The organism is Methanocaldococcus jannaschii DSM 2661 (genome assembly GCF_000091665.1).
In the GTDB taxonomy this organism is placed as follows: Archaea; AGJL01; Methanococci; order Methanococcales; family Methanocaldococcaceae; genus Methanocaldococcus; species Methanocaldococcus jannaschii.
This window is the reverse complement of sequence record NC_000909.1, coordinates 1380832-1406530: the sequence shown is the minus strand read 5'-3', so window position 1 is coordinate 1406530 and position 25699 is coordinate 1380832. Positions and strand designations below refer to the sequence as shown.

Annotated in this window: 23 protein-coding genes and 1 pseudogene; 5 read left to right on the top strand and 19 right to left on the bottom strand. The window is 30.5% G+C overall.

Annotated elements, in window-relative coordinates:
• Positions 1 to 4: 4 nt before the first annotated feature.
• The 15 genes from cobS to endA all read right to left on the bottom strand — a co-directional run bounded on the left by cobS (position 5) and on the right by endA (position 12055).
• On the bottom strand, positions 5 to 769 hold the full coding sequence (gene cobS, locus MJ_RS07695) for an adenosylcobinamide-GDP ribazoletransferase (RefSeq protein ID WP_064496830.1): 765 nt from the start codon (positions 767 to 769) through the stop codon (positions 5 to 7).
• Positions 770 to 794: 25 nt separating this feature from the next.
• Positions 795 to 1481, bottom strand: coding sequence for a TIGR02253 family HAD-type hydrolase (locus MJ_RS07690; RefSeq protein WP_010870955.1), 687 nt, complete (start codon positions 1479 to 1481; stop codon positions 795 to 797).
• Positions 1482 to 1484: 3 nt separating this feature from the next.
• Positions 1485 to 1778, bottom strand: coding sequence for an energy-converting hydrogenase B subunit P (locus MJ_RS07685; RefSeq protein ID WP_010870954.1), 294 nt, complete (start codon positions 1776 to 1778; stop codon positions 1485 to 1487).
• Positions 1779 to 1918: 140 nt separating this feature from the next.
• Complete coding sequence (locus MJ_RS07680; RefSeq protein WP_010870953.1) at positions 1919 to 2134, bottom strand: RNA chaperone Hfq; 216 nt, start codon at positions 2132 to 2134, stop codon at positions 1919 to 1921.
• A gap of 85 nt (positions 2135 to 2219) precedes the next feature.
• Positions 2220 to 2882, bottom strand: coding sequence for an endonuclease III domain-containing protein (locus MJ_RS07675; RefSeq protein ID WP_010870952.1), 663 nt, complete (start codon positions 2880 to 2882; stop codon positions 2220 to 2222).
• Positions 2879 to 3622 (bottom strand): hypothetical protein, encoded by a 744-nt coding sequence (locus tag MJ_RS07670; RefSeq protein ID WP_010870951.1) that lies wholly within the window; start codon positions 3620 to 3622, stop codon positions 2879 to 2881. The genes MJ_RS07675 and MJ_RS07670 overlap by 4 nt, the downstream gene beginning before the upstream one ends.
• A gap of 2 nt (positions 3623 to 3624) precedes the next feature.
• Complete coding sequence (locus MJ_RS07665) at positions 3625 to 4113, bottom strand: RNA-binding protein (protein ID WP_010870950.1); 489 nt, start codon at positions 4111 to 4113, stop codon at positions 3625 to 3627.
• 21 nt (positions 4114 to 4134) lie between these two features.
• Positions 4135 to 5214 (bottom strand): 5-amino-6-(D-ribitylamino)uracil--L-tyrosine 4-hydroxyphenyl transferase CofH, encoded by a 1080-nt coding sequence (gene cofH / locus MJ_RS07660; protein ID WP_010870949.1) that lies wholly within the window; start codon positions 5212 to 5214, stop codon positions 4135 to 4137.
• 4 nt (positions 5215 to 5218) lie between these two features.
• Complete coding sequence (gene hisI / locus MJ_RS07655; protein ID WP_010870948.1) at positions 5219 to 5602, bottom strand: phosphoribosyl-AMP cyclohydrolase; 384 nt, start codon at positions 5600 to 5602, stop codon at positions 5219 to 5221.
• Between the two features lie 88 nt (positions 5603 to 5690).
• On the bottom strand, positions 5691 to 7193 hold the full coding sequence (locus MJ_RS07650) for an ATP-binding protein (protein WP_064496829.1): 1503 nt from the start codon (positions 7191 to 7193) through the stop codon (positions 5691 to 5693).
• On the bottom strand, positions 7190 to 8893 hold the full coding sequence (locus MJ_RS07645) for a tetratricopeptide repeat protein (protein ID WP_010870946.1): 1704 nt from the start codon (positions 8891 to 8893) through the stop codon (positions 7190 to 7192). The genes MJ_RS07650 and MJ_RS07645 overlap by 4 nt, the downstream gene beginning before the upstream one ends.
• Positions 8894 to 8899: 6 nt before the next feature.
• On the bottom strand, positions 8900 to 9886 hold the full coding sequence (locus MJ_RS07640; protein WP_010870945.1) for a beta-ribofuranosylaminobenzene 5'-phosphate synthase: 987 nt from the start codon (positions 9884 to 9886) through the stop codon (positions 8900 to 8902).
• A gap of 97 nt (positions 9887 to 9983) precedes the next feature.
• The gene (locus MJ_RS07635; protein ID WP_064496828.1) at positions 9984 to 10448 is read right to left on the bottom strand and encodes a CBS domain-containing protein; all 465 of its coding nucleotides are present in this window, start codon (positions 10446 to 10448) and stop codon (positions 9984 to 9986) included.
• A 22-nt stretch (positions 10449 to 10470) separates the two neighbouring features.
• On the bottom strand, positions 10471 to 11505 hold the full coding sequence (gene comC, locus MJ_RS07630; RefSeq protein WP_010870943.1) for an L-sulfolactate dehydrogenase: 1035 nt from the start codon (positions 11503 to 11505) through the stop codon (positions 10471 to 10473).
• A gap of 25 nt (positions 11506 to 11530) precedes the next feature.
• The gene (endA, locus tag MJ_RS07625) at positions 11531 to 12055 is read right to left on the bottom strand and encodes a tRNA-intron lyase (protein ID WP_064496827.1); all 525 of its coding nucleotides are present in this window, start codon (positions 12053 to 12055) and stop codon (positions 11531 to 11533) included.
• A gap of 217 nt (positions 12056 to 12272) precedes the next feature.
• On the opposite strand from endA, the gene cfbD reads away from it, so the two are divergent.
• Positions 12273 to 13331 carry a Ni-sirohydrochlorin a,c-diamide reductive cyclase catalytic subunit gene (cfbD, locus tag MJ_RS07620; RefSeq protein WP_010870941.1) on the top strand — a complete coding sequence of 353 codons (1059 nt, stop codon included), beginning with the start codon at positions 12273 to 12275 and terminating at the stop codon, positions 13329 to 13331.
• A 42-nt stretch (positions 13332 to 13373) separates the two neighbouring features.
• Entirely contained in the window at positions 13374 to 18905 is a 5532-nt protein-coding gene (locus tag MJ_RS07615; RefSeq protein WP_162484768.1) for an LAGLIDADG family homing endonuclease, read from the top strand.
• A gap of 1 nt (position 18906) precedes the next feature.
• Here the strand turns inward: MJ_RS07615 and MJ_RS07610 are convergent, their stop codons facing one another.
• Positions 18907 to 19086, bottom strand: coding sequence for a hypothetical protein (locus tag MJ_RS07610; RefSeq protein ID WP_064496826.1), 180 nt, complete (start codon positions 19084 to 19086; stop codon positions 18907 to 18909).
• A gap of 118 nt (positions 19087 to 19204) precedes the next feature.
• Here MJ_RS07610 and cfbB point away from each other — a divergent pair, with 118 nt between their 5' ends.
• Positions 19205 to 20530 (top strand): Ni-sirohydrochlorin a,c-diamide synthase, encoded by a 1326-nt coding sequence (cfbB, locus tag MJ_RS07605; RefSeq protein ID WP_064496825.1) that lies wholly within the window; start codon positions 19205 to 19207, stop codon positions 20528 to 20530.
• 178 nt (positions 20531 to 20708) lie between these two features.
• Positions 20709 to 20920, top strand: a pseudogene (locus MJ_RS09380) (IS6 family transposase); the annotation flags it as partial.
• Between the two features lie 190 nt (positions 20921 to 21110).
• Here MJ_RS09380 and glmS read toward each other — a convergent pair.
• Positions 21111 to 24410 (bottom strand): glutamine--fructose-6-phosphate transaminase (isomerizing), encoded by a 3300-nt coding sequence (glmS, locus tag MJ_RS09375; RefSeq protein ID WP_083774552.1) that lies wholly within the window; start codon positions 24408 to 24410, stop codon positions 21111 to 21113.
• A 133-nt stretch (positions 24411 to 24543) separates the two neighbouring features.
• On the opposite strand from glmS, the gene MJ_RS07595 reads away from it, so the two are divergent.
• Positions 24544 to 24825 (top strand): UPF0147 family protein, encoded by a 282-nt coding sequence (locus MJ_RS07595; RefSeq protein WP_012980461.1) that lies wholly within the window; start codon positions 24544 to 24546, stop codon positions 24823 to 24825.
• Between the two features lie 15 nt (positions 24826 to 24840).
• Here MJ_RS07595 and fucA read toward each other — a convergent pair whose 3' ends face one another.
• Together fucA and MJ_RS07585 are read right to left on the bottom strand one after the other, a co-directional pair.
• Positions 24841 to 25386 (bottom strand): L-fuculose phosphate aldolase, encoded by a 546-nt coding sequence (gene fucA, locus MJ_RS07590; protein ID WP_010870936.1) that lies wholly within the window; start codon positions 25384 to 25386, stop codon positions 24841 to 24843.
• 8 nt (positions 25387 to 25394) lie between these two features.
• Positions 25395 to 25688 (bottom strand): hypothetical protein, encoded by a 294-nt coding sequence (locus MJ_RS07585; RefSeq protein ID WP_064496824.1) that lies wholly within the window; start codon positions 25686 to 25688, stop codon positions 25395 to 25397.
• Between the last annotated feature and the right edge of the window lie 11 nt (positions 25689 to 25699).

Genomic DNA, 25699 nt, shown 5'->3' with positions numbered 1-25699 from the left:
CATTTTAACCTAATAAATATATACTAAATACTTTAATACTTGCTATAATTGATAATAAAACAACAACTCTTGTTATTTCATTTGAAGCTCCTAAAACATCTCCATTAACTCCTCCAAAATGTCTTTTGGCTATTTTAGCCATACATAAGCCAGTAATTATTGTCGTTATTATGGCAATAATAACTATCTTCCTTTCAATCCCACTGAATATTAAAAGTAATGGGAGAGATAAAATAATACCAATTGTTAAAAATTTTTCATCTGCCTTTTTAACAAAGTATCTCCCAGTTCCTTCAATTAAAGGATTTCCAAAGGTTGAACAGCTTAGCATTCCAAGCTTTGCACAAACCTCTCCAACCAATAGATATAGGATATTAATGTCTAAAATATAAGATAATGATATGACTGCCATTAAATTAAAAAATATTGCAAAAACTACTCCTCCACAGCCAATATATCTATCTTTCATAGCCATTAATTTCTTTCTCTTATCTCCAACAGCCATCCACCCATCTCCAAAGTCAATTAAACCATCTATATGGTGGAATCCGTTTAAATATTCAATAAAAAACAAAATTAAAACAGCAGATAAAAAATTGGGGAGCAAAAAACTAAAAATATAACCTAATATCAAACTAAAAATTCCAAACACATATCCAATTAAAATAATCAGATAAAAATAGTTGGCAATGTTTTCAAAATCAAAATCTTCTACATAGATTGGAATCCTTGTAAAAAATGACAACAGTGCTTTAAATTCCTTAAACATTGTTATCCCCAAAAAATTTTATATTTTAATCCTTTTTTAAATTTTTAACAATATCTACAAGCTCTTGAAGGGAGTTTATTGTGTAATCGCTATATTCATCATCTTCCATGTCTTTATATTTGCCCTTCAATATCCTAACTGTTATCATCCCCAACTCTTTAGCTGGTTTTATATCCTTATCAACCCTATCTCCAACATATACTGTTTCTTCTGCTTTTAAACCCATTCTCTTTAATCCATATTTAAAAAACTCTAAGTGAGGCTTTCCTAAACCAAATTCCTCTGAGGTTATAACATCATCAAAGAATGGATGAATTCCTAATCTAATAAGCTTTTCCCATTGCTTTATAGTTAATCCATCAGTTATAACCCCCAACTTTAATCCCATTGCCTTAAGTTCCATTAATGTCTTTATTGTGTGTGGATAAGGCCTTAATAATGCTACTTTAACGTTATGGTAGGTTATTATTCCAGTAGTTATTATTTTTGGGTCATATTTTCCTAAAACAGCTTTAACTAAATCATCAAAATGCTTTCCATAATTTGAACCTTTGTCCTTAATGATTTTGTTTAATATGTTCATTGCTTCTTCAAAATCTATATTTAAACCAGCATCTATCATTGATTTAACTGCTTCTCTTCTTGCAATCTCTACAAATTCTGATGAATTATATAAGGTATCGTCTAAATCAAACAAAATTCCCTTTATCATATTTTATTCCCTTTTAGCATTTTTTACCTTCTCTTTGACCATTTGAAACAATCCAACAAAGTCATCATCCTCATTAACAGGAACAACAATTAATCCTAACTTTTTATGCCTCTCTATCCAACCTTCATTATAAGCAGGAACTTCTATCTTTATCGGTTCATCTGTTGGATTCCCAACTATAACATTTCTGTATGGGAAGGGCTTTACTTCATCATCCTCTTCATAAGGAAAGGTAGTTTCTCTAATATATCCTCCTAAAGCCATTGTCATTCTTGGTAATAAAACCATCTTTGGCATATAATATCCCCCTTAATCTACTTGCAAAAAATAATATAATAACCTCCCAAAATTTAAACTTAACTAAAATAGTTTATATTTATTTTTATAAATTTATACATAATAAATAAAAGAGAAAAAAAGAATGGGGAAGTTAGTATTTAGTATTCTATGTAGTCAATAGCATGTTTAAATACTAATAAGTTCCTGTCTCCAACTTTTACCATTATTTCATAATTAGAGACTCCTGTAACTTCAGCATCTAAAACTTCCCCATTTCTTAAGAATATCTTGACCTTCTTCCCATTTAATCTTCTTGCATATTCAAAGTTTGGGATGACTTTCTTTGGTTGCTGTTTTTTTACTGGCTTATTCATCTACTCCCACCTTTTGACATCTTATAAATATCAACCCTTATAATTTTCAATCACATATATATACTTTTTTAAAGATAGCAAAAAATTACTTTGAGAGGCAGAATTCTTTAATTGGACAGTTATCACATAATGCCTTTTTCCTACAGAACTTTTTACAGTGCTCTACTATTAATGCGTGATATTCTTTGTATATTTCTAAATCTTTTGGTAAATTTTTTTCAAATATTTCCTTAATCTCATCATATTTAGCTTTTTCGTTAATTACTCCCAACCTACTAAACATTCTTTTGGTATAGGCATCAACAACAAAGCTCTCCCTATCTAATGCATACAACAAAATACTATCAGCTGTTTCCTTTCCCACTCCATTTATTGATAAGAGCTCAGCCCTTAATATTAAAGTGTCTTTATCTGTCTTAGCCATCTCTTCTGTATTTCCATAATTTTCAACAATAAATTTAGTTACATTTTTTAGACGCTTAGCTTTTAAATTATAAAATCCAGCTGGCCTTATAAGTTCTTTTAGTTTATCTTCATCAACATTTAGTATTTTTACTTCTTCCAACAAATCTTCCATCTTTAGATTATTTATAGCCCTCTCTACATTTTTCCAACTTGTATTTTGAGTTAAAATTGCTCCAACGACAACCTCATACCTTGTTTCGGCAGGCCACCAATTTTGATGTCCATAATAATCTAATAAAATTTTGTATATTTTGTATATCATCTCAAATTTGTTCTCTTTCATTTATCATCCTCCTCTATAATAATGGACTTATTATCAAATGGATTTGCCCTTAAACATAATGAATACAGATATGGATAGTTATCTTTTAAGTGCATTAGGTAGTTTAGCCATTGAATAATCAATAATTTATAAACTCTAATAATATCGTTTTTTAAATGGTCTAAATCACTTTTTGGAAGGTTGCTTAAATCCTCTCTTCTATGTAGCTCATCAGCTAAATGAAATACTGCCAATAGTAATTCGGTAAAGCTTTCATGCTCCAATAGCAAAGGATTTTCCATCAATCTTAAAAGAAATTCTTTATTTCTCTCTAATAGATTTTTAAGCTTATATAAATCAATTTTTTCTATATCTATGTTACAATCATAATTCATTAATAATTTTTTTGTTTCTTCGTAAGTTTTATCATTCCATTCATCTGATATTTTTAAGTAATCCCTTATATTCCCAACATCTCCTTCTAAGATTATTTTTAAAAGTTCCTCTCCAACACTATTAAAAAAAGAACCAACGACCATATTTAATTTTTCCAATATCTTCTTTTTTTCCCTATAATCTAAAATTTTCTCAATGATTAAACTTACAAGCAAAACTTCAATAGGAACAAATGCCAAATGTAATAAAAAATAGCTTAATATGTAATCAACTTTTCCAAAGATTAAAAAATGTATTGAATAAACCAATATAGATAAAAAAATTAAACAAATAGCTATTATTAACATATACCTTTTATCATTCATTTTTATCCCTTAAAATTCCAGATTTTGTCTCCTACATAGTGAAGGTTTTTAATAGCTTTTCCTTTATCTGCTTCTTTCATCTCTTTTCCATTCATTAATGCAATTCCAACACATATTGGCTTTTTGTGGTTTTCATCTACCACAAAAACAACATCCTCCTCTTTAATATTTTCATCTGCATCTACAATTCCTGGAGCCATTACATCTGCTCCATTTATTAAAAATTTTATAGCACCTATATCAACAACAACTAAATTTTTATCTGGGAGGGATTTTAATAACAATTTTAATGTTGGAATTACTTTATCATCTTTTTTAAATGCAATTGGCTCTTTATCGACTAATATTATCTCAAAGTCATCAGTTATAGCTATCTCCACATTTCCTTTTTTTGGGATTATCTCATCAACATTTTCAAAAAACACTTCCAATTCTTTTTTTATTTTTTTAACATCTTTTTTACTTAAAAAATATCTTTTCCTTATTTCCAACCTCTCACCTTTTATAATAAATTACTCTAAAATTTTATACAAAGTAGTTCTCTCCTTAGGAATTAATCCAACCCTTTTAATCATGTCTCTAATCTCTTCAACACTCATATAAACTCCATGCTCAGCTCCTGCACTTCTTGATATACTCTCCTCTATCAAAGTGCCACCAACATCGTTAGCCCCACATCTTAAAGCAACTTGAACCATCTTTTTTCCTAATTTAACCCATGAAGCTTGGATATTTTTTATCAAACCCTTAAATATTATTCTGCTAACAGCAAAAACCTTTAAATCTTCAATTCCAGTAGCTCCAGCTTTTGCCTTTCCTTCTTTATAGATTGGAGCATATTTATGCATAAATGAGAGTGGAACAAATTCAGTAAAGCCGTTAGTCTCTTCCTGAATCTCTTTAATTATAAAAAGATGATTTACCCAGTGTTTATATTCTTCGATATGCCCATACATCATTGTTGCAGTTGTTGGAATGCCTAATTTATGAGCCTCCTTAATTATATAAATCCACTCTTTAGTTTTTATTTTATTTGGGCAGAGTTCAGCTCTAATGTCATCATCTAAAATCTCCGCCGCAGTTCCTGGCATGGAGTTGAGACCATTTTCTTTCAATATTTTCAATGCTTCTTTAATATCTAAGCCAGCATTCTCAGCACCAAAATAAACCTCCATTGGAGAAAAGGCATGTATGTGGATATCTCCGTAAGGTTTTGTTGCTTCATGCACAGCCTTTAAAATCTCCGCCTGATAATATGTATCTATCTTTGGATGCAATCCTCCCTGAATACAAACCTCAGTGCAACCAAATTTTTTTGCTTCTACTGCCCTCTTAGCAATCTCATCTATATCTAAAAAATAAGCATGTTTGTCATTTTCATTGGCTCTGAAAGCACAAAATCTGCAATTTCCAACGCATATATTTGTGAAGTTTATATTTCTATTTACCACGTAGGTAACTATATCTCCAACTTCCTCTCTTCTCAAAGAATCTGCAAATTTAAACAACTCAAATATAATCTCATTATCTTCAAATAACTCTAATGCTTCTTTTTTGGATATTTCTTTCTCTCTAAATTTATTTGGGTCCATATTCTCATCTCTTAGAGTAGTATTCTCCAGTTATTTTTAGTTCTCCATCTTCTATTTTATAATGGAAACATGAATAATAACCCTCATGACATGCAACCCCTTTCTGTTCAACTATAAATAATAAAGCGTCTCCATCACAGTCCCTATAAAATTTTATTAATTTTTGAACATTTCCACTCTCTTCTCCTTTTCTCCATAACTTTTTTCTACTTGTTGAATAATAATGCATATATCCAGTTTCTAATGTCTTTTTTAATGCCTCTTCATTCATAAATGCAACCATTAACACATTTTTATTCTCATCACAGGTTATTGCTAAAATTAATCTCTCTCCTTCTATATTTCTGAATTTTAAATTTAGTTTTTTAACAGTATCTTCCACATCCATGAAATCACCTAAATATGGATATTAATTAGGACTGAAAGTCCTAACTTAATAGACGGGTGGTATACCAATAGGAGGTTTCCTCCTATGGTTACCAATCATCTAAACCCATCCATTCTCCGACTATGTTTATATCCTTTCCTCCATATACTCCATCAAATTTGTCAATTTTGACTATTGATGGGAGGGATATTGCTGCTCCTACAATTACTGCTTCTCCAATACCCAAAGATGCCAAATCTTTTACCAAATCTTCTCCAAGTTCTTCTGAAGCTCTCTGTATATATTTTTGGTCTTCTGGTTCGACTATTTTTAAAATTATCTTAGTGTTCGTTTGAGATAAAACATCAGGATGCAATTGCTTAGGTCTTTGGGATACTAAACCTAAACCAACACCAAATTTTCTTCCCTCTCTTGCTATCTTCCCCAACCATAAGCTTGCTGAGTTTTGTTCATTTACTGGAATAAATATATGAGCTTCTTCTACAATTAACAGGACAGGTTTTGTTACAACTTTGTAGTGTGATTCAATAATGTTTAAGTTTGATTGTGCAACTCTTCTAATTTCCTCATTAATACTATATACATCCTTTAATGATTTTAAGTAAGTTATCCTTTTTAAAAGAAGATGTTTAGCTATAAATCCCACAAAAGTAACCATCTGAGGAATCTCCAACCCACTTAAATTAACGATGTTTATTTTTCCAATTTCAAATTCTTCAATTACATCTCTATCCCCAATATTTAATGCATAATCTAATTTGAATTTGCTAATAGTATCAATGAGAGACATCAATATAACGAAATCTTCCTTTTCTAATTTTCTTCTATCATAGTTCCTTCTTAATGGGTTGTAATATTTAATTTCCCATCCAACTGATGCTATCTTACTCCATTCATAGAGTAGATTTTCTATTTTTTCAATAAACTCAATTCCTTTAGCATCTGGACATTCATGTTTTACAGTGTGGTATGCAAATTCCACATAAACTCTCTTCTCTATCTCATTATCGCCTATCCCAATTAAATTAGCAAATTCACTTGGAGCTAATAAAACAGGGTTTATTATTGGATTTATTACCTTTATTTTCCCCTCCATGTCTTCATGATATAAAGAGATATACTCTCCATGGGGGTCTATCATTATTACAGTTCCATTTTTCTTTGCAAGTTCTCTGCACAAAACAGATGCGGTATTTGATTTTCCCCCTCCAGTTATAGAGAGTATTGCAAAATGTCTTGATACAAGTTTATTTGTGTCTAAATAAACTCTAACATTATCTCTTGTTAATAAATGACCTATATTCAACCCATCTGGAGTTAGATATATATTATTTAGGATTTCATCATCACACAATCTAACTTCACTGTTTGGGAGTATTGGTGTTCTATTGGGAATTATTTTGTTTCCATCCAATACACCAATGACTTTAACTTCACCAACAAATTTCTCAACATCTGCAACTACATTTTTTATAACACCCAATACATCTCTGCCATCAACATTTTTTGCAATTACATACTCTCCAAATCTTATCTTTTCAAGGGATTCAAAAGTAAAGTGTGTTGTTGTAGTCTTTCCTACAACCTTCATAACATACACCCAAGTTTTTGGAGAAGCTCTTTTATTTGCATTAAAACGCTCTCATCAGATTTATAATCATCAATTAATTCACAGTATCTGTACATCTCTAATGATAACTTGGACTTTATATCATTGACCATTTGGGATATTTCATCTAAGCTTATGTATGATTCAATAAATGATAGATAGATATATGCTCCAATAGGATTATTATTTGCCATATACTTCCATAGGTTTGATGCATAGAAACAAGTAATATTTGGTTTGTGATACATTACAGGAATATCAAATAAAACCGAAGGTATTTCAAGATTTGTAGGTTTTCTACTTCTTAATTTTTCTAATATATTGTCGATTTCACATGTAAATTGCAAAGAATTGACAATTTTCAAAATTTTTGTGTATGTTGTTATCGCTTCATCGATTTTTCCAGATTTTTCAAGAACTATTGCAAGAGATTTTAATGTGCTAATATCTTTTGGATTCACTCTTAAAGCATTCATAAAAGATTCATACGCATCCTTGTAGTTCCCTAACTTGTAATAAATATACCCTTTGACATACCACCATCTACTGCTGTTTTCCAGATTTATTAAATTATCTACATATTTCATAGCCTCATGATAGTATTTTGGGATTCCTGTTGTCTCAGCTTTTCCAATTAGGGAGTATAAGTTGAGTGCGCTAATATCTTCCTCTGAGAGTTCTTCAAGGTATGTTTCTAAGACTTTATCAAAAAAGTTTGAGGATTTTTCCAACTCTCCTTTTCTGTAATAAAGTATGGCCAATCCAAAATATGCATATGGATTTTGTGAATTTAGCTTAATTGCCTTGTTATATGCTTCTATAGCTCCCTCTTCATCTCCAAGCTTGTATAATATATCTCCTTTTTTTGCATAATATAAACTCCTATTAAATATTGATATCGATTTATCAATATATTCAAGGGCTTTTTTATATTCTTCAAAGATTTCTGCAATTACACTTTTATAATAGTAAGAGATGTCAGAATTTTCATCTATCTGAAGCACTTTATTAAAAATTTTTAATGCACCAATGTAATCTTTATTTTTTATCATCGTAAGTCCATTATTTAAATCTTCATAAGAGTTTATGGCATTTACAACGTTTTCCATACATTCAACAATTTTTTTACACTCATGGCTTGGATTTTGTTGTAATATTTCATTAAACGCATCATATGCTTTATCAATGTCTCCAAACAGTAGATAAATCTTTCCTGCCTTAAATAACGCATTGAGATTTTTTGAATTTGCCATTTTATATGATTTTAAATAGTATTTTAAAGCCTCTTCGTATCTACCATATTTAACCGAAATATCTCCCAAAATTTCAAATAATTCCTCATTTTTAATTTTTTCAGAGGCCTTTTTAAGATATTTATATGCTAAAATTATTTCCCCACGTTTATAGTGAATGAGTCCTTTAAGATATGCAAAATATATGTTTGATGGAGATATTTTTAACGCCTCATTTATTGCCTCAAGTGCAGAGTCGTATTTTTCTAAATGGTAGAGTGCATAAGCAAGATTAAACCAATCAATAGGATTGGTATTTTTCTTTTCTAATGCTTTTAAGTAGCATTCAACTGCTTTGTCATATATTCCTTCATCTAAGTAATAGTTAGCCTCAGTAACCCAATCTTCATAGGATTTAAGTTTTTCACTTATCTTTCTGAACAAGTTCATTGTGAATCACCAAATTTTATGCCCCACATTATTTGCTTTAGTTATAATTATTTCTCCATAAACTCCATATTTATCAAAAATATCGTTGGCTTTTTCAACAATTAATTTTTTGTCTCCAAATGCATAAATTGTTGGGCCAAAGCTTGAAAGTCCTGCATAAACATCTTTATGCAATTCATTAATTAAATCTTTAACAATATCTGATTGTAAAGAGAGTTCAACTTTTTTAAAGCCTAAGTATTGAAGCTTGTTGATAACTTCTCCAAAATCATCTAAATTTTTTTCAACAACTGCTGGCATCATCTTCATTAAAACTAAATGGCAGATTTTTTCAACTTCATTTAAAGGAACTGGGCAGTATTTTTTAAATATATCCACTTCTTTTTTTCCATAGACATGTTCTCCTTTTGGAATTATTAAGATAGTTTCCCAATCAAAATCATGTCTAAATATTATTGGTGCTGGCTTAACTCCTTTTGAAGCAGATGAAGGTCTAAAATCTTCTTTATCCTTACCCTTGCCAAAACTATGCCCTCCATCAATTAAAAATCCTCCATACTCAAAAGCCCCTATTCCAATGCCTGAAGTCCCTCCCCTTCCAGTAATTTTAGCAATATTGTAGGCGTTCATTTCTTTATTGTATATTTTTGATATTAATTTACCTACAGCCAAAGATAGCTGTGTTCCACTACCAAGACCAGAATGGGCTGGAAATAGTGATAGGATTTTTAAATCAACTCCCTCTCCACCAATAACATCTAAAACTTTGATAGCTGTATTATATACTCTATCTCTAACAGATTTTATATAATCTTCTCCATACTTTTCAATCAATTTTTTATCAAACTCAATGGATATATCATCACTTTCTTTTCCTTCAATTTTTATATTTGGCTCCTCTAAAGCCAAACCAATACCTCCATCAACTCTTCCAATAGAACCATTCAAATCTATAAGCCCCATGTGAATCCTTGATGGTGTTTGAATTATCAAAATCTCACCATTATTAAGGTTTTAAAGATAATAACAATAACAACCAGATGTTCTATAAATTATAAATATTTACAACAAAAAATAAAAAGTTTGAAGCTTAAATTAATGCCTCTATCAAATCCCCTCTTGTAACAATACCAATTAAATTTCCTTCATCATCAACTACTGGCAATCTTTTGATGTTATTTTTAACCATCAACTTTGCTGCATCATTAATTGTCATATCTGGCTTAGCAACAATAACTTTTCTTGTCATCACATCCCTAACCTTTGTTTTTAATGCATTTTTTAAATCTTCCATAAATTCCTCTATCTTTAAAGCTGTTTTTAGTGGAAGTTCAATCAAATCCAATGGTGATGGTAAAATGAGATTTAAATCTTCATTATGTGTAACAATGGTTTTCACTATGTCACTCTCTGAGATTATTCCCACTAACTTACCATCTTTATTTAATACTGGGGCTCCACTTATCTTATTTTTCCTAAATAATCTTATTACATCGATTAAATCATTATCCTCATAAACCACAATGGGTTTTTTCATGATATCTTTTATTAACATTATTTCACCATTTATATTTAATTTATTCAATATAGTCCTCAATATTTAATCCCAACTCATTACAAATTTCTTTTAATTGGTTGTATAAGTTTTTATCAATTTCAAATCCATCCTTTCTTTTCATTTTATTCCTCTCCTCTATTTCCCCAGGGATTAATATCTCAAAACCTTCTGCTGGCTCTGAGTTTTTAATTTCATCTAACAACTCATCAACTTTTCTTTTAAACTCCTCCTTCCCCATAAAAAATTCTGGATTTATAGCTATAAATAAATCTCCCTTAGTGCATCTCTCCTCTGGATTAGCAGTCCCTTTAACCTTAGTCCCAACCTCAGCCCCACCGATAGCTGACAGCATTTCGATAGCTAATGCCAAACCATACCCCTTAGGTCCTCCAAATGGTAATATACATCCTTCCAATGCTTTAGCAGGGTCTGTTGTTGGCTTTCCATCTTTATCTACTGCACAACCTTCTGGAATCTTTATTTTTTTTCTTAAAGCTTCTAAAATCTTTCCTCTTGCAATTGAAGCAGTAGCCATGTCTAAGGAAAATTTATACTTATTTCCTTTAAATGCTATAGCAATTGGATTTGTTCCTAAAATTTTCTCTTTACCACCAAAAGGAGCCATAGCTGGCTCTGTGTTTGTTATTGTTATTCCAATCATATCTTGATTCATAGCTAACTCTGAATAATAGCCAGCGATACCAAAGTGATTAGCATTTCTTGTAGCAACAACTCCAACTCCAACATTTTTTGCCTTTTTTATAGCTAATTCCATGGCTTTTTTTCCAACAACTTGACCTAAACCCAAATCTCCATCTATAACTGCCGTTGCTGGGCTTTCTTTAACTATCTTTATATCTGGCTTTGGATTTATATTTCCTAATTTTAAGGCAGTTATATACTGTGGAAACCTTCCAATTCCATGAGAAGTAAAACCCTTTAAATCAGCATCAACAAAAACATCGGCAGTTATTTTGGCATCTTCCTCTGGAACACCAAATTTTTTTAAGACATCAATTATTAACTTTTTTTCATTTTCTGGTTTTAAAATCATTATATCCCTCCAAAAATTTTTAATTTTATGGTTTTACATAGGTCATGTTATAATAGACAATATCCCCATCTGCATCAACGATTGCTATGAGTAATTTTTTTCTAACTGAGTGAGCAACCCTAACAAACCCAGTTAGCTCACTTAATAGAAAAGAGCTATCTTCAGGAAATACCTTAACCAAATAAACAGAGTGTTCTTTATCTATGTTAGCTCCCCTCTCATAAAGCCTAAAATCAGCCCCATACTTCAAACCAGTCTTTACTATATAACCTCTTGTTCTTAAATCCTTATAAACTAAATATTTTAAACATAGTCTTTCTTCAACATTTCTCGCATATTCATATAGTTCTTCAAAACTTAGAGGTTTGTTATCTTTATATTTCACTTCCAACCATCCTAAATTTATCAAATAGAGGGCTTCAACTAAAGATAGAGATAAAAAATTCCCTTCAACATTTCCATAATGCCTTGCTGATAACTTAGATATCCCATTTTTGTCAAACACTATAACTCTATCTCCATCCAACAATCCAGTTATTTTTTTGCCCATTTTATCTCTCACCAAAGTTATTATTTATAAAATCTTAAAATTTATTGTGGATAATAAAATAAATAACATATGGTTTATGTTATTTAACAAAATTAATGAATGAATTAATATAGAACTTCGCAGTTTTTATATTAAAAAGGTATTTAGATGCCTAAAGGCATCATTATTCAATAAATCATTTATTCCTGCGAAAGTTCTATAATATTGAGGTGAATCTATGATATTCCATCCAAGACCTTCACCAATAGCTGCTGCAATGTATCAACTTAGGGATTTGGGTGTTGATGCTATAATTTTACATGGTCCAAGTGGTTGTTGTTTCAGAACCGCAAGATTATTAGAGTTAGATGGAGTTAGAGTATTTACAAGCAATATTGATGAAAATGCTATTGTCTTTGGAGCTTCAGAGAATTTAAAAAAAGCTTTGGACTATGCAATTGAATATTTAAAAAAAGAGTTAAAGAAAGAGAGGCCAATGATAGGCATAGTTGGGACGTGTGCAAGTATGATTATTGGTGAAGATTTGTGGGAATTTGTAGATGATGATAGAGCCATAATTATCCCAGTTGAGGTGCATAGTGGAAGCGGTGATAATACAATAGGGGCAATAAAGGCTATGGAGTCAGCTTTAAAATTAGGAATAATTGATGAGAAAGAGTTTGAGAGACAGAAGTTTTTATTAAAAAAAGCTACTGAAGTTGAGAAAAAAAGAGGCATGGCAAAGAAAGAGTATATAAAGCCAACTTATGATGATGATTTAAATGAAGCTATAAAAGTTTTAAAGGATTTGAAAGAAAAAGATGGGAAAATAGCATGTGTGTTGAATGCTAAAAAAGAAACTGCCTATTTGTTTGCTCATCCTCTAATTGTTTTAAATAAGTACTTTAACTGTGTAAATATAGCAAACTTAGATATAAATAAGGGACTTCCAAAGATAAGAAGAGATGCACAAAATATATTAAGAAGGTTTAAAGCAGATTATATTACTGGTGGGTTAGATGAGTATCCAATAACCGGAGAGAGAGCAGTCGAAATATTAAAAGATTTGGATGTTGATGCTATTGTTGTCTCTGGTGTTCCTCATGCTTTACCAATTGAAGAGATAGATAAAGACATAATAAAGATAGGCATAAGTGATGGACCAAGAACATATCATCCAATAAAAGAAATTTATGATTACGCAATTGTTGAATTAGATGCACATGCGAAGGTTTTAGGGAAAAGAGATATTGTAAAATCAAGATTTGGAGAAATATTGGATTATGCATTGGAATAAAGTTTAAAAATTATTAATCCATAAAAAATTTTGGTGATAATAATGGAAAAACCATGGGTAGAGAAGTATAGACCAAAAACATTGGATGATATTGTTGGACAGGATGAAATAGTAAAGAGATTAAAGAAATATGTCGAAAAAAAGAGCATGCCGCATTTATTATTTAGCGGACCTCCAGGAGTTGGAAAGTGCTTAACAGGAGATACAAAAGTTATTGTAAATGGAGAGATTAGAGAAATTGGAGAAGTTATTGAAGAGATAAGCAATGGAAAATTTGGAGTAACTTTAACCAACAACTTAAAAGTTTTAGGAATTGATGAAGATGGAAAAATTAGAGAGTTTGATGTGCAGTATGTCTATAAGGATAAAACCAACACGTTGATAAAAATAAAAACCAAAATGGGTAGGGAGCTAAAAGTAACAACTTACCATCCACTTTTAATAAACCACAAAAATGGAGAAATAAAATGGGAGAAAGCAGAGAATTTAAAGGTTGGAGATAAATTAGCAACACCAAGATACATTTTATTTAATGAAAGTGATTATAATGAGGAATTAGCAGAATGGCTTGGGTATTTCATAGGAGATGGGCATGCAGACAAAGAATCAAATAAAATAACCTTCACAAACGGTGATGAAAAACTTAGAAAGAGGTTTGCAGAACTTACTGAAAAGTTGTTTAAGGATGCAAAAATAAAAGAGAGAATACACAAAGACAGAACACCAGATATTTATGTTAATTCAAAAGAAGCTGTTGAATTTATTGACAAGCTTGGTTTAAGAGGAAAGAAAGCAGATAAAGTTAGAATTCCAAAAGAAATAATGAGAAGTGATGCATTAAGGGCATTTTTAAGAGCATACTTTGATTGTGATGGTGGTATTGAAAAACACTCAATAGTTTTATCAACTGCAAGTAAAGAAATGGCAGAGGATTTAGTTTATGCCTTATTAAGGTTTGGAATAATTGCAAAATTGAGGGAAAAAGTAAATAAAAACAATAACAAAGTATATTACCATATTGTTATCTCAAACTCTTCAAACTTAAGGACATTCTTGGACAACATTGGATTTAGTCAAGAAAGAAAACTTAAAAAGCTCTTAGAAATCATAAAAGATGAAAATCCAAACTTAGATGTTATAACTATCGACAAAGAGAAAATAAGATACATAAGAGATAGATTAAAGGTTAAATTAACAAGAGACATTGAAAAAGATAATTGGAGTTACAACAAGTGCAGAAAAATCACTCAAGAACTTTTAAAAGAAATATACTACAGATTAGAAGAGTTAAAAGAAATTGAAAAAGCATTAGAAGAAAATATATTAATCGATTGGGATGAAGTTGCAGAAAGAAGAAAAGAAATTGCAGAAAAAACTGGAATAAGAAGTGATAGGATTTTAGAATATATAAGAGGTAAAAGAAAACCAAGTTTAAAGAACTATATAAAAATTGCCAATACCCTTGGTAAAAATATTGAAAAAATCATTGATGCAATGAGAATCTTTGCTAAAAAGTATTCAAGCTATGCAGAGATTGGAAAAATGCTCAATATGTGGAATTCAAGTATAAAAATTTACTTAGAGAGCAATACCCAAGAAATTGAAAAACTTGAAGAAATTAGAAAAACTGAACTTAAACTTGTAAAAGAGATTCTTAACGATGAAAAATTGATAGATAGCATTGGCTATGTATTATTCTTAGCATCTAACGAAATTTATTGGGACGAAATTGTTGAAATTGAGCAATTAAATGGTGAATTCACAATCTATGACTTACACGTTCCAAGATACCACAACTTTATTGGTGGGAATTTACCAACTATACTGCACAATACAACCGCCGCTTTATGTTTAGCAAGAGATTTATTTGGAGAAAACTGGAGAGATAACTTTTTAGAGTTAAATGCCTCTGTTTCAAAAGATACACCAATATTGGTTAAAATAGATGGAAAGGTAAAGAGAACAACCTTTGAAGAACTTGATAAGATATACTTTGAAACTAACGATGAAAATGAGATGTATAAGAAAGTTGATAACTTAGAGGTTTTAACTGTAGATGAAAACTTTAGAGTTAGATGGAGAAAGGTTTCTACAATAATTAGGCATAAAGTTGATAAGATTTTGAGAATTAAGTTTGAAGGAGGATATATAGAGCTAACTGGAAACCACTCAATTATGATGCTTGATGAAAATGGTTTAGTGGCAAAGAAAGCAAGTGATATAAAGGTTGGGGATTGTTTCTTAAGCTTTGTAGCCAATATTGAAGGTGAAAAAGATAGGTTGGATTTAAAAGAGTTTGAACCAAAGGATATTACTTCAAGGGTTAAGATAATTAATGACTTTGACATTGATGAAGACACTGCATGGATGCTTGGATTGTATGTTGCTGAAGGAGCTGTAGGCTTTAAGGGGAAAACATCTGGACAAGTTATTTATACATTAGGTAGCCATGAGCATGATTTAATTAATAAATTAAATGATATTGTTGATAAAAAAGGATTTAGCAAATATGAAAACTTCACTGGCTCTGGATTTGATAGAAAAAGGTTATCTGCAAAGCAGATTAGAATATTAAATACCCAACTTGCGAGATTTGTTGAGGAAAACTTCTATGATGGTAATGGAAGAAGAGCAAGAAATAAAAGAATTCCAGATATTATATTTGAATTAAAAGAAAATCTAAGAGTTGAATTCTTAAAAGGATTGGCTGATGGAGATAGTAGTGGAAATTGGAGAGAAGTTGTTAGAATATCATCCAAATCAGATAATTTATTAATCGATACGGTATGGCTTGCAAGAATATCTGGCATTGAAAGTTCAATATTTGAAAATGAAGCAAGATTGATTTGGAAAGGAGGAATGAAGTGGAAGAAAAGCAACTTACTACCGGCTGAGCCAATAATCAAAATGATTAAAAAGTTAGAGAATAAGATAAATGGAAACTGGAGATATATATTAAGACATCAACTCTATGAAGGTAAAAAGAGAGTTTCAAAAGATAAAATTAAGCAAATTTTAGAAATGGTCAATGTTGAGAAATTATCAGATAAAGAAAAAGAAGTTTATGATTTATTGAAAAAGTTATCTAAAACAGAGTTATATGCGTTGGTTGTTAAAGAGATTGAAATTATTGACTACAACGACTTTGTTTATGATGTATCAGTTCCAAACAATGAGATGTTCTTTGCTGGAAATGTGCCAATATTATTGCATAATTCTGATGAAAGAGGGATAGATGTAATTAGAACAAAAGTAAAAGATTTTGCAAGAACAAAGCCAATTGGGGATGTTCCATTTAAGATTATATTCTTAGATGAGAGCGATGCATTAACTGCAGATGCACAGAACGCTTTAAGAAGAACAATGGAGAAATATTCAGATGTTTGTAGATTTATCTTGAGCTGTCTAACTGGAGATGCAAAAATAACTCTTCCAGATGAGAGAGAGATAAAGATAGAGGACTTTATAAAAATGTTTGAAGAAAGAAAGCTTAAACATGTTTTAAATAGAAATGGAGAGGATTTAGTTTTAGCAGGGGTTAAATTTAACTCAAAGATAGTTAATCATAAGGTTTATAGATTAGTTTTAGAAAGTGGTAGGGAGATAGAGGCAACAGGAGACCACAAGTTTTTAACAAGAGATGGATGGAAGGAAGTTTATGAGCTAAAAGAGGATGATGAAGTATTGGTTTATCCAGCATTGGAAGGAGTTGGGTTTGAAGTTGATGAAAGAAGGATAATTGGCTTAAATGAGTTCTACGAATTTTTAACAAACTATGAGATTAAACTTGGATATAAACCATTAGGTAAAGCAAAAAGCTATAAGGAATTAATAACAAGAGATAAGGAGAAAATATTAAGTAGAGTTTTGGAGCTCTCAGATAAATACAGTAAATCAGAGATTAGAAGAAAGATTGAGGAAGAATTTGGAATAAAAATATCACTAACAACTATAAAAAATCTTATAAATGGAAAAATTGATGGATTTGCTTTAAAATACGTTAGGAAAATTAAGGAACTTGGATGGGATGAGATAACTTATGATGATGAAAAAGCAGGAATCTTTGCAAGGTTGCTGGGCTTTATAATTGGAGACGGGCATTTATCAAAATCAAAAGAAGGAAGAATATTGATAACTGCTACAATAAATGAACTTGAAGGAATTAAGAAAGATTTAGAAAAATTAGGCATAAAAGCATCAAACATAATTGAAAAAGATATTGAACATAAATTGGATGGTAGAGAAATTAAAGGCAAAACATCATTTATATATATAAATAACAAGGCATTTTATTTATTGCTAAACTTCTGGGGAGTTGAAATTGGAAATAAAACCATAAACGGATATAACATTCCAAAATGGATAAAATACGGAAATAAATTTGTCAAGAGAGAGTTTTTGAGAGGTTTATTTGGAGCTGATGGAACTAAACCGTATATCAAAAAATACAACATAAATGGAATTAAATTAGGGATAAGAGTCGAAAACATAAGTAAAGATAAGACATTAGAGTTCTTTGAGGAAGTTAAAAAGATGTTAGAAGAGTTTGAAGTTGAATCATATATTAAAGTCAGTAAAATTGATAACAAAAACTTAACTGAGTTGATAGTGAAAGCAAATAATAAAAACTATCTAAAATATCTATCAAGAATATCCTATGCCTATGAAAAAGACAACTTTGCAAGGTTAGTTGGAGAGTATCTAAGAATCAAGGAGGCATATAAGGATATAATCCTAAAAGAGATTGCTGAAAATGCATTGAAAGAAGCAGATGGTGAAAAATCTCTAAGAGAATTGGCAAGGAAATATAATGTTCCAGTTGATTTTATAATAAATCAACTTAAAGGAAAAGACATTGGATTACCAAGAAACTTTATGACCTTTGAAGAGTTCTTAAAAGAAAAGGTTGTTGATGGAAAGTATGTTTCAGAAAGAATCATTAAGAAAGAGTGTATTGGTTATAGAGATGTCTATGATATAACCTGCCATAAAGACCCTTCATTTATAGCAAATGGATTTGTGTCTCATAACTGCAACTATCCAAGCAAGATCATTCCTCCAATTCAATCAAGATGTGCTGTCTTTAGGTTTTCTCCATTAAAGAAAGAGGATATTGCCAAAAAATTAAAAGAGATTGCTGAGAAAGAAGGTTTGAATTTAACTGAAAGTGGTTTAGAGGCAATAATTTATGTCTCTGAGGGAGATATGAGAAAGGCAATAAATGTTTTACAGACAGCGGCAGCTTTGAGTGATGTTATAGATGATGAGATTGTTTATAAGGTCTCATCAAGAGCAAGACCTGAGGAAGTTAAGAAGATGATGGAATTGGCTTTAGATGGAAAGTTCATGGAGGCAAGAGATTTATTGTATAAGCTTATGGTTGAGTGGGGAATGAGTGGGGAGGATATATTAAACCAGATGTTTAGAGAGATAAACAGTTTGGATATTGATGAGAGGAAGAAGGTTGAGTTGGCAGATGCTATTGGTGAAACTGACTTTAGAATAGTTGAGGGAGCTAATGAACGAATTCAATTGAGTGCTTTATTAGCAAAAATGGCGTTAATGGGAAGATAATTTAACCTTCTTTTTCATGAATAATTTTATTATTTCCATAAAGATAGACGTTGAAAATGCCCTCACCAAACAAATAATCCATTCTTTTAAATTTAAAGAGTAATTTTTTCTTTTCTTTAAGTTCCTTGTATCCATATATTTTTAATCTTTCTTCAACTTCAAGATTTGATAAGCCAATCATCAATATCACTGCAAAAAATGTATATGGCAATGTTTATAATTCACAACGTATAAACCTTTTTTAACATCCTATCATATTATGAAAAGGTTATTTTACACATAAAAAGTAGGAGATGATTATGAAAAGAGTTGTGATTGCCGGAACATCAAGTGAAGTTGGAAAGACAGTTATCTCTACTGGAATTATGAAGGCATTATCAAAAAAATATAACGTTCAAGGCTATAAAGTTGGGCCTGACTATATAGACCCAACATATCACACGATAGCCACTGGAAATAAATCAAGGAATTTAGATTCTTTTTTTATGAATAAAGAACAAATAAAATATCTTTTTCAAAAACATTCAAAAGATAAGGATATAAGTGTTATTGAGGGAGTTAGAGGGCTTTATGAGGGAATATCTGCAATAGATGATATTGGAAGCACAGCAAGCGTTGCCAAGGCTTTAGATAGCCCTATAATCCTGCTTGTGAATGCAAAGAGCTTAACAAGAAGTGCAATAGCAATAATAAAAGGTTTTATGAGTTTTGATAATGTGAAAATTAAAGGAGTTATTTTCAATTTTGTTAGAAGTGAAAACCACATAAAAAAATTAAAAGATGCAATGAGTTATTATCTTCCAGATATTGAAATAATTGGCTTTATCCCAAGGAATGAAGATTTTAAAGTTGAAGGAAGGCATCTTGGTTTAGTCCCTACTCCAGAAAACTTAAAGGAGATAGAGAGTAAGATAGTGTTATGGGGGGAGTTGGTTGAAAAATATTTGGATTTAGATAAGATTGTGGAGATAGCTGATGAGGATTTTGAAGAGGTTGATGATGTGTTTTTATGGGAGGTTAATGAAAATTACAAAAAAATAGCTGTTGCCTATGATAAGGCATTTAATTTTTATTATTGGGATAACTTTGAAGCTTTAAAAGAAAATAAAGCTAAGATAGAATTTTTCAGCCCATTAAAAGATAGTGAAGTTCCAGATGCAGATATTTTGTATATAGGAGGAGGTTATCCAGAGCTGTTTAAAGAAGAATTAAGCAGAAATAAAGAGATGATTGAAAGCATTAAAGAGTTTGACGGCTATATCTATGGAGAATGTGGGGGCTTGATGTATATAACAAAATCGATTGATAATGTTCCAATGGTTGGTTTATTAAACTGCTCAGCTGTTATGACAAAGCACGTTCAAGGACTTAGCTATGTTAAAGCTGAGTTTTTAGAGGATTGTTTAATTGGAAGAAAGGGATTAAAGTTTAAAGGGCATGAGTTCCATTACTCAAAGCTTGTCAATATAAAAGAGGAGAGATTTGCCTATAAAATAGAAAGGGGGAGAGGAATTATCAATAACTTAGATGGGATTTTTAATGGTAAAGTTTTGGCTGGTTATTTACACAATCATGCTGTAGCTAATCCTTATTTTGCTTCATCTATGGTTAATTTTGGTGAGTAAATAGAAGATAAGAATGAAAGAAAAATCTCATATGAGATTCCTGAAAAAATTTCCATTTTTGATTTTAGAAATTATTTCATGGATTTTTGAGTTATTTTCATTTGTATTGATTATTTTTGGATTTTCTCTATCTTTAGGATTTGGAAAGGAGATATTGTTGATAAAAAAATAATAAAATATGAGGCTCATGATAGAAGTTATAAAGGAGAAAATCGTAGAGAGGAAGCTTTTTAAAAGGAATAGGAATCGATAGAGGTTAAAATCTTAGCAGGGCTTTTATACTACCTCGGATTATCGTTAAGGAAGGTAAGTTTATTCCTCTCCCAATTCGAAGACATAAGTCACGAATCGATTAGAATTTATTATCACAAGATTAAAGAGGTTTTAAATAGATTTCCAAGTAATGGTAAATTCGATACGGTTGTTAGTTGAGTAAAAAGCTTCATAATGTTCTATAACTGGATGAAATCGCTAACTTAACAACCTCATAAGGATTTCACAGTTTATATATTAACTTTGGAGCTTAAGTACTAAGAATAAGAAAGGGTTATAAAAATTCATTCAATAAAATTCTAAAAACTTATTCAACAGTAACGCTCTTAGCTAAACCTCTTGGTTTATCAACATCTCTTCCCAATTCAACTGCCTTATAATAAGCTAACAACTGGAAGGCTGGAGCATAAACAATTGGAGAAATCTCTTCAATTACCTCTGGAACTAATATATTTTCAGCTCCATCTATTTCAGTTGGAGTTATGGCTATAACTTTTCCCCCTCTTGCTTTAACCTCTTCTATATTTGATAATATTGAGTTAAATACTGCAGAATCCCTTGGAGGAACTATTGCTACAGTATCCATATTTTCATCAATTAGGGAGATAGTTCCATGCTTTAACAGTCCCCCACTCATCCCCTCAGCATGTAAATAAGTTATTTCTTTAAATTTTAAGGCTCCTTCCAATGCACTTGCAATATTTATTCCTTTAGAGATGAATATGTAGTTATTTACTTTTAGATTGTTGGCTATTTCTTTAATTGTTTCTTTTTTATCTAAAACCTCCTTTATATAATTCGGAATTTTATCAATCTCTTTCTCATATTCACTCATATCTCTACCTAAAAGCTTTCCATATTCAATAAACAACCTATACAGTATCATTAACTGGGATGTGTAAGTTTTAGTAGCACAGACAGCTATCTCTATCCCTGCTCCCATCATAACGGTTATATCCGCCTCTCTTGTAGCTGTGCTTCCCAAAACATTAACTATAGCTCCAGTTTTTGCCTTATTTTTCTTAGCAAATCTCAATGCCTTTAAAGTATCGTAGGTTTCTCCACTTTGTGTAATCCCTATAACTAAGGTTTTATCATCAACAACCCCTTTATTTAAAAATTCAGATGCATCACAAGCTATAACCAGCTTTCCAAGCTTTGCAAACAAATACTCTACAACCATTGCCGCATGTAAGGAGGTTCCCATGGCTACAAAATAAACCCTATCATAATCTTTTATACATTTTGCCAATTCTTTAATTTCTTCAGCGGATATTTTGGCAGAGACTTTTAAAACCTCTGGCTGTTCCATAATTTCTTTTAGCATGAAGTGAGGATAACCCATCTTTTCAGCAGAACTTATATCCCAATTGATTTCCATCATCTCTCTTTCAACAGTATTTCCATTATTTTCTATAGTTACTTCATATCCATTTTCTTTCTTTTTAATTACAACAACATCTCCATCCTCTAATGGAATTGCTTTATTTGTGTAATCTAAAAAGGCAGTTATATCACTCCCTAAAAAATAGCCGTCATCATTAATTCCCAATATTAGGGGACTTTCATTTCTTGCCCCAATTAATAGGTTTGGGAAATTTTTATTTATTATAACTAATGCATAAGTTCCTTTTAATTTTTTAATTGCATTTTTAACGGCTTTTATGTAATTTTCTTCATTAATTTCTTTAAATTTTTTTAATTCTTCTTCAATTAAGTGAGGGACAACTTCAGTATCAGTTTCTGATTTAAATTTATGCCCCTTCTTCATTAATTCATCTTTTAACTCTTTGTAGTTAGAGATGATTCCATTATGAACTACTGCAATCTCTTCTTTGCAGTCAGTATGGGGATGAGCGTTTTCTTTGCATACATTTCCGTGTGTTGCCCATCTTGAATTATGATTAATTATTAAATTCCCAATGAAATTATGATAGTCCTCAACCTCTAAATCATAGACATATTCAACATCAGATTCAACCTCTTCAATTTTAAATTTTGTCCAAACTATATCAGCGTCTAAAAATCTTTTTAAATACTCTGCTTTATCATATAGTCCTTTACTGTTTAGTTCTTCAATAATCTTTTCTATTGTGTAATCGGTGCAATAGTTATCTCCATTTTTTATTGTTTTTAATGGAACTCCTACAAATTCCCTAATCTCTTTTTTAGTTAAAGGAATTGAAATATATCTAAAGTTAAGTCCTTTCATTTTGTTTAATATAGCCTCTAATTTCTCCATTTTGTCCTTTGCAGTAAAACCAATGTATTTTTTAAATAATTCAAAGGATTTTTTATCACTTATAAGAAGCTTATGAGTATTGTTCCAATTTTCCTCTTTTCTTTTAATTTTTGAATATGATGCTAAAATTCCAAATCTCAACAACAAGAACTGAATCTCTTTTATAAAGCATTTGGAAGTCATTCCTATACCAATTTGCTTAGCCTCAGCTCTTATATAACCTTCTGCATCAAATATTCCTCTTAAATATGATGCAACCAAATCATTATTTAATCTAAATACAAATTCTGGAGTTCTCTCATTACCGGTTTTATTAAATAACTCTGGAATGTTTTCTCTGAACCAATCAATCAGGTATTTGCTGTTTATCTCTAATATATAATAATTGCCATCTCCTTTTTTGATATTCCCTTCTAAGTTAAAGACAGTTTTAAATAGTTGATTATATTCCTCTAAAACTTCTTTTCTTTCATCCTTCAATCTCAACATCCTATTTGAAGGGAAATGCCCATCTCCAATAATATAACCAATAATCTGCATTAATTCTGGAGTAGGAGTTTTTGGAAATTTAACAGGATTTGTGTAATGTAAGTTATCCCTATATATAATCTCTTCAAAGTTGATACCATAAAGAGAACATAATTTCTTTAATCTCTCTTCTTCAATACTCTCTAATTTTCCAGTTTCAATTTTTACAATATATATTTCTTTAACTCCACATAATTTTTCAACGTCTTTTCTTGTTAGTCCTAATTTTTCTCTAACTTTTCTTAGTTTATTTCTTATTGTTTCATCTAACTTATAATGCCTTTCAACATATACATCCTTAAACTCAACATTATCATTAAAGCTATAATTTAACTTCCTCACTACACCAATTAACTCACTTCCATTCAAATCTTTAACACACTTCTCAACTATCTTTCCATTCTCTACAACAAACAATTTATGTTCTCCAGTTGTAATAAGTTCAGAAAAGGCAGTTTTTATCTTATATAATATCTTTGGTGCTTTATGTTTAAACTTTTTGATTTTTTTATTATATAGCTTTAAATCTTCAAAATTAACTGATAAAACCTCATCTTCATCAATTTCAGAAATCTTTTTCATTCTTCCATCTGGCAATATAACATAAGTATCTGGATGCAAACAATGCCCTATCCCAATATTTCCATCAATATCCAAAAATCTCTCTTTTTTAGCAACCTCTTCAACTTTGCCCACATTCTTTTTAATAATTAGTTTATTATTATCAACAACTCCAATTCCACAGCTATCATATCCTCTATATTCCAACCTTCTTAATCCATTTAATAAGATTTTTGGAGCTTTATCATTACCTATATAGCCAATGATACCACACATAAATTTCACCGATAAACCTAAATATCTCCTAAAGTAATAAATAGTTAAAACCCATAAACAATAATATTAATACTAATTTTAAATAATTCTCTTTTAAATATATTATATAATGCTTTGTTTGGAGGTGAGAGTTATGGTATTTGGTAGTGCAGCGAGTGAGAAAACACCTGAGGAAATATTAAAAGGAGTTGCTTTGATGTTGGATGAGATAATTAACGATACAACCGTTCCAAGAAACATTAGAGCTGCTGCTGAAAAGGCTAAAGAAGCTGTTTTAAAAGAGGGGGAGGAGCCAATCGTTAGAAGTGCAACAGCAATCCACATCTTAGATGAGATTAGCAACGACCCAAACATGCCACTTCACACAAGAACACAAATTTGGAGTATTGTTAGTGAATTAGAAAGAGTTAAATAAATTTAAAAATCCCCACTATTTCTTTACAAGAAGGTTTAAAAGTGTAAGTTTAGCTTGTTCTTCTAAAACCTCCACTTTTATATATGCATCTATCAAATCTTTACCTAAACAAACTACTCCATGATTTTTTAATATAATAACGTCCTCATCTCTTTTTGCTGTTTCTTCAGCTAATTTTAAACTACCTGCCTCATAGTAATCAACATAACCAATTTTCTTCAAAAATATTTTTCCTTCTGGTGTTAAAAGTTCTATTTCTTTGTTTATTGTCGATAAAAAAGTTGATATAAGTGAATGAGTGTGGATTATTGCGTTTATGTCATTTCTTTTTCTATAAATCATTAAGTGGAGATTTTTTTCTGATGTAGGTTTTCCTTTTATAACATTACCATCCAAATCCATTTCAGCTATATCATCTTCCTTTAAAAACCCTAAAATAGAGCCAGTTGGAGTCAGATATATTTTATCCCCCTCTTTAACTGATACATTGCCTCCACTACCTACAACATATTTCCTATCATACAATTTTCTACATATTTTAATAAATTGCTTTTTGTCCATAATCTCACTTAAAATATTTTTATTAGTTTCAACATCAAGATTATAACCGTTATATAAAGAAATACAATTAAAATCCCTAAGATTATGATATTAATGCGGATTATTTTTAGGTTTCTTTTTAAATCCTCCATGGTTTTTATGTATATTCCTAAAGCTAACAACGCCTCTTGTTTTAATATTTTATTAGTTTTTTCATCTAATTTTTTCTCATTTTCTTTTAGTTTTGCATCTACTCTCTTCTCTAATTCTAAAATTTTTTTACTCAATACTTCAAACCTCTCCTCTATTTCCTTTTCATCCATAGTAGCCCTTA

What these genes read in the sequence shown, in the direction of transcription:
- cobS (WP_064496830.1), bottom strand. Translation starts at nt 769, where the DNA reads ATGTTTAAGGAATTTAAAGCACTGTTGTCATTTTTTACAAGGATTCCA.
- MJ_RS07690 (WP_010870955.1), bottom strand. Translation starts at nt 1,481, where the DNA reads ATGATAAAGGGAATTTTGTTTGATTTAGACGATACCTTATATAATTCA.
- MJ_RS07685 (WP_010870954.1), bottom strand. Translation starts at nt 1,778, where the DNA reads ATGCCAAAGATGGTTTTATTACCAAGAATGACAATGGCTTTAGGAGGA.
- MJ_RS07680 (WP_010870953.1), bottom strand. Translation starts at nt 2,134, where the DNA reads ATGAATAAGCCAGTAAAAAAACAGCAACCAAAGAAAGTCATCCCAAAC.
- MJ_RS07675 (WP_010870952.1), bottom strand. Translation starts at nt 2,882, where the DNA reads ATGAAAGAGAACAAATTTGAGATGATATACAAAATATACAAAATTTTA.
- MJ_RS07670 (WP_010870951.1), bottom strand. Translation starts at nt 3,622, where the DNA reads ATGAATGATAAAAGGTATATGTTAATAATAGCTATTTGTTTAATTTTT.
- cofH (WP_010870949.1), bottom strand. Translation starts at nt 5,214, where the DNA reads ATGGACCCAAATAAATTTAGAGAGAAAGAAATATCCAAAAAAGAAGCA.
- hisI (WP_010870948.1), bottom strand. Translation starts at nt 5,602, where the DNA reads ATGGATGTGGAAGATACTGTTAAAAAACTAAATTTAAAATTCAGAAAT.
- MJ_RS07650 (WP_064496829.1), bottom strand. Translation starts at nt 7,193, where the DNA reads ATGAAGGTTGTAGGAAAGACTACAACAACACACTTTACTTTTGAATCC.
- MJ_RS07645 (WP_010870946.1), bottom strand. Translation starts at nt 8,893, where the DNA reads ATGAACTTGTTCAGAAAGATAAGTGAAAAACTTAAATCCTATGAAGAT.
- MJ_RS07635 (WP_064496828.1), bottom strand. Translation starts at nt 10,448, where the DNA reads ATGTTAATAAAAGATATCATGAAAAAACCCATTGTGGTTTATGAGGAT.
- comC (WP_010870943.1), bottom strand. Translation starts at nt 11,505, where the DNA reads ATGATTTTAAAACCAGAAAATGAAAAAAAGTTAATAATTGATGTCTTA.
- endA (WP_064496827.1), bottom strand. Translation starts at nt 12,055, where the DNA reads ATGGGCAAAAAAATAACTGGATTGTTGGATGGAGATAGAGTTATAGTG.
- cfbD (WP_010870941.1), top strand. Translation starts at nt 12,273, where the DNA reads ATGATATTCCATCCAAGACCTTCACCAATAGCTGCTGCAATGTATCAA.
- MJ_RS07615 (WP_162484768.1), top strand. Translation starts at nt 13,374, where the DNA reads ATGGAAAAACCATGGGTAGAGAAGTATAGACCAAAAACATTGGATGAT.
- MJ_RS07610 (WP_064496826.1), bottom strand. Translation starts at nt 19,086, where the DNA reads ATGATTGGCTTATCAAATCTTGAAGTTGAAGAAAGATTAAAAATATAT.
- cfbB (WP_064496825.1), top strand. Translation starts at nt 19,205, where the DNA reads ATGAAAAGAGTTGTGATTGCCGGAACATCAAGTGAAGTTGGAAAGACA.
- glmS (WP_083774552.1), bottom strand. Translation starts at nt 24,410, where the DNA reads ATGTGTGGTATCATTGGCTATATAGGTAATGATAAAGCTCCAAAAATC.
- MJ_RS07595 (WP_012980461.1), top strand. Translation starts at nt 24,544, where the DNA reads ATGGTATTTGGTAGTGCAGCGAGTGAGAAAACACCTGAGGAAATATTA.
- fucA (WP_010870936.1), bottom strand. Translation starts at nt 25,386, where the DNA reads ATGGACAAAAAGCAATTTATTAAAATATGTAGAAAATTGTATGATAGG.
- MJ_RS07585 (WP_064496824.1), bottom strand. Translation starts at nt 25,688, where the DNA reads ATGGATGAAAAGGAAATAGAGGAGAGGTTTGAAGTATTGAGTAAAAAA.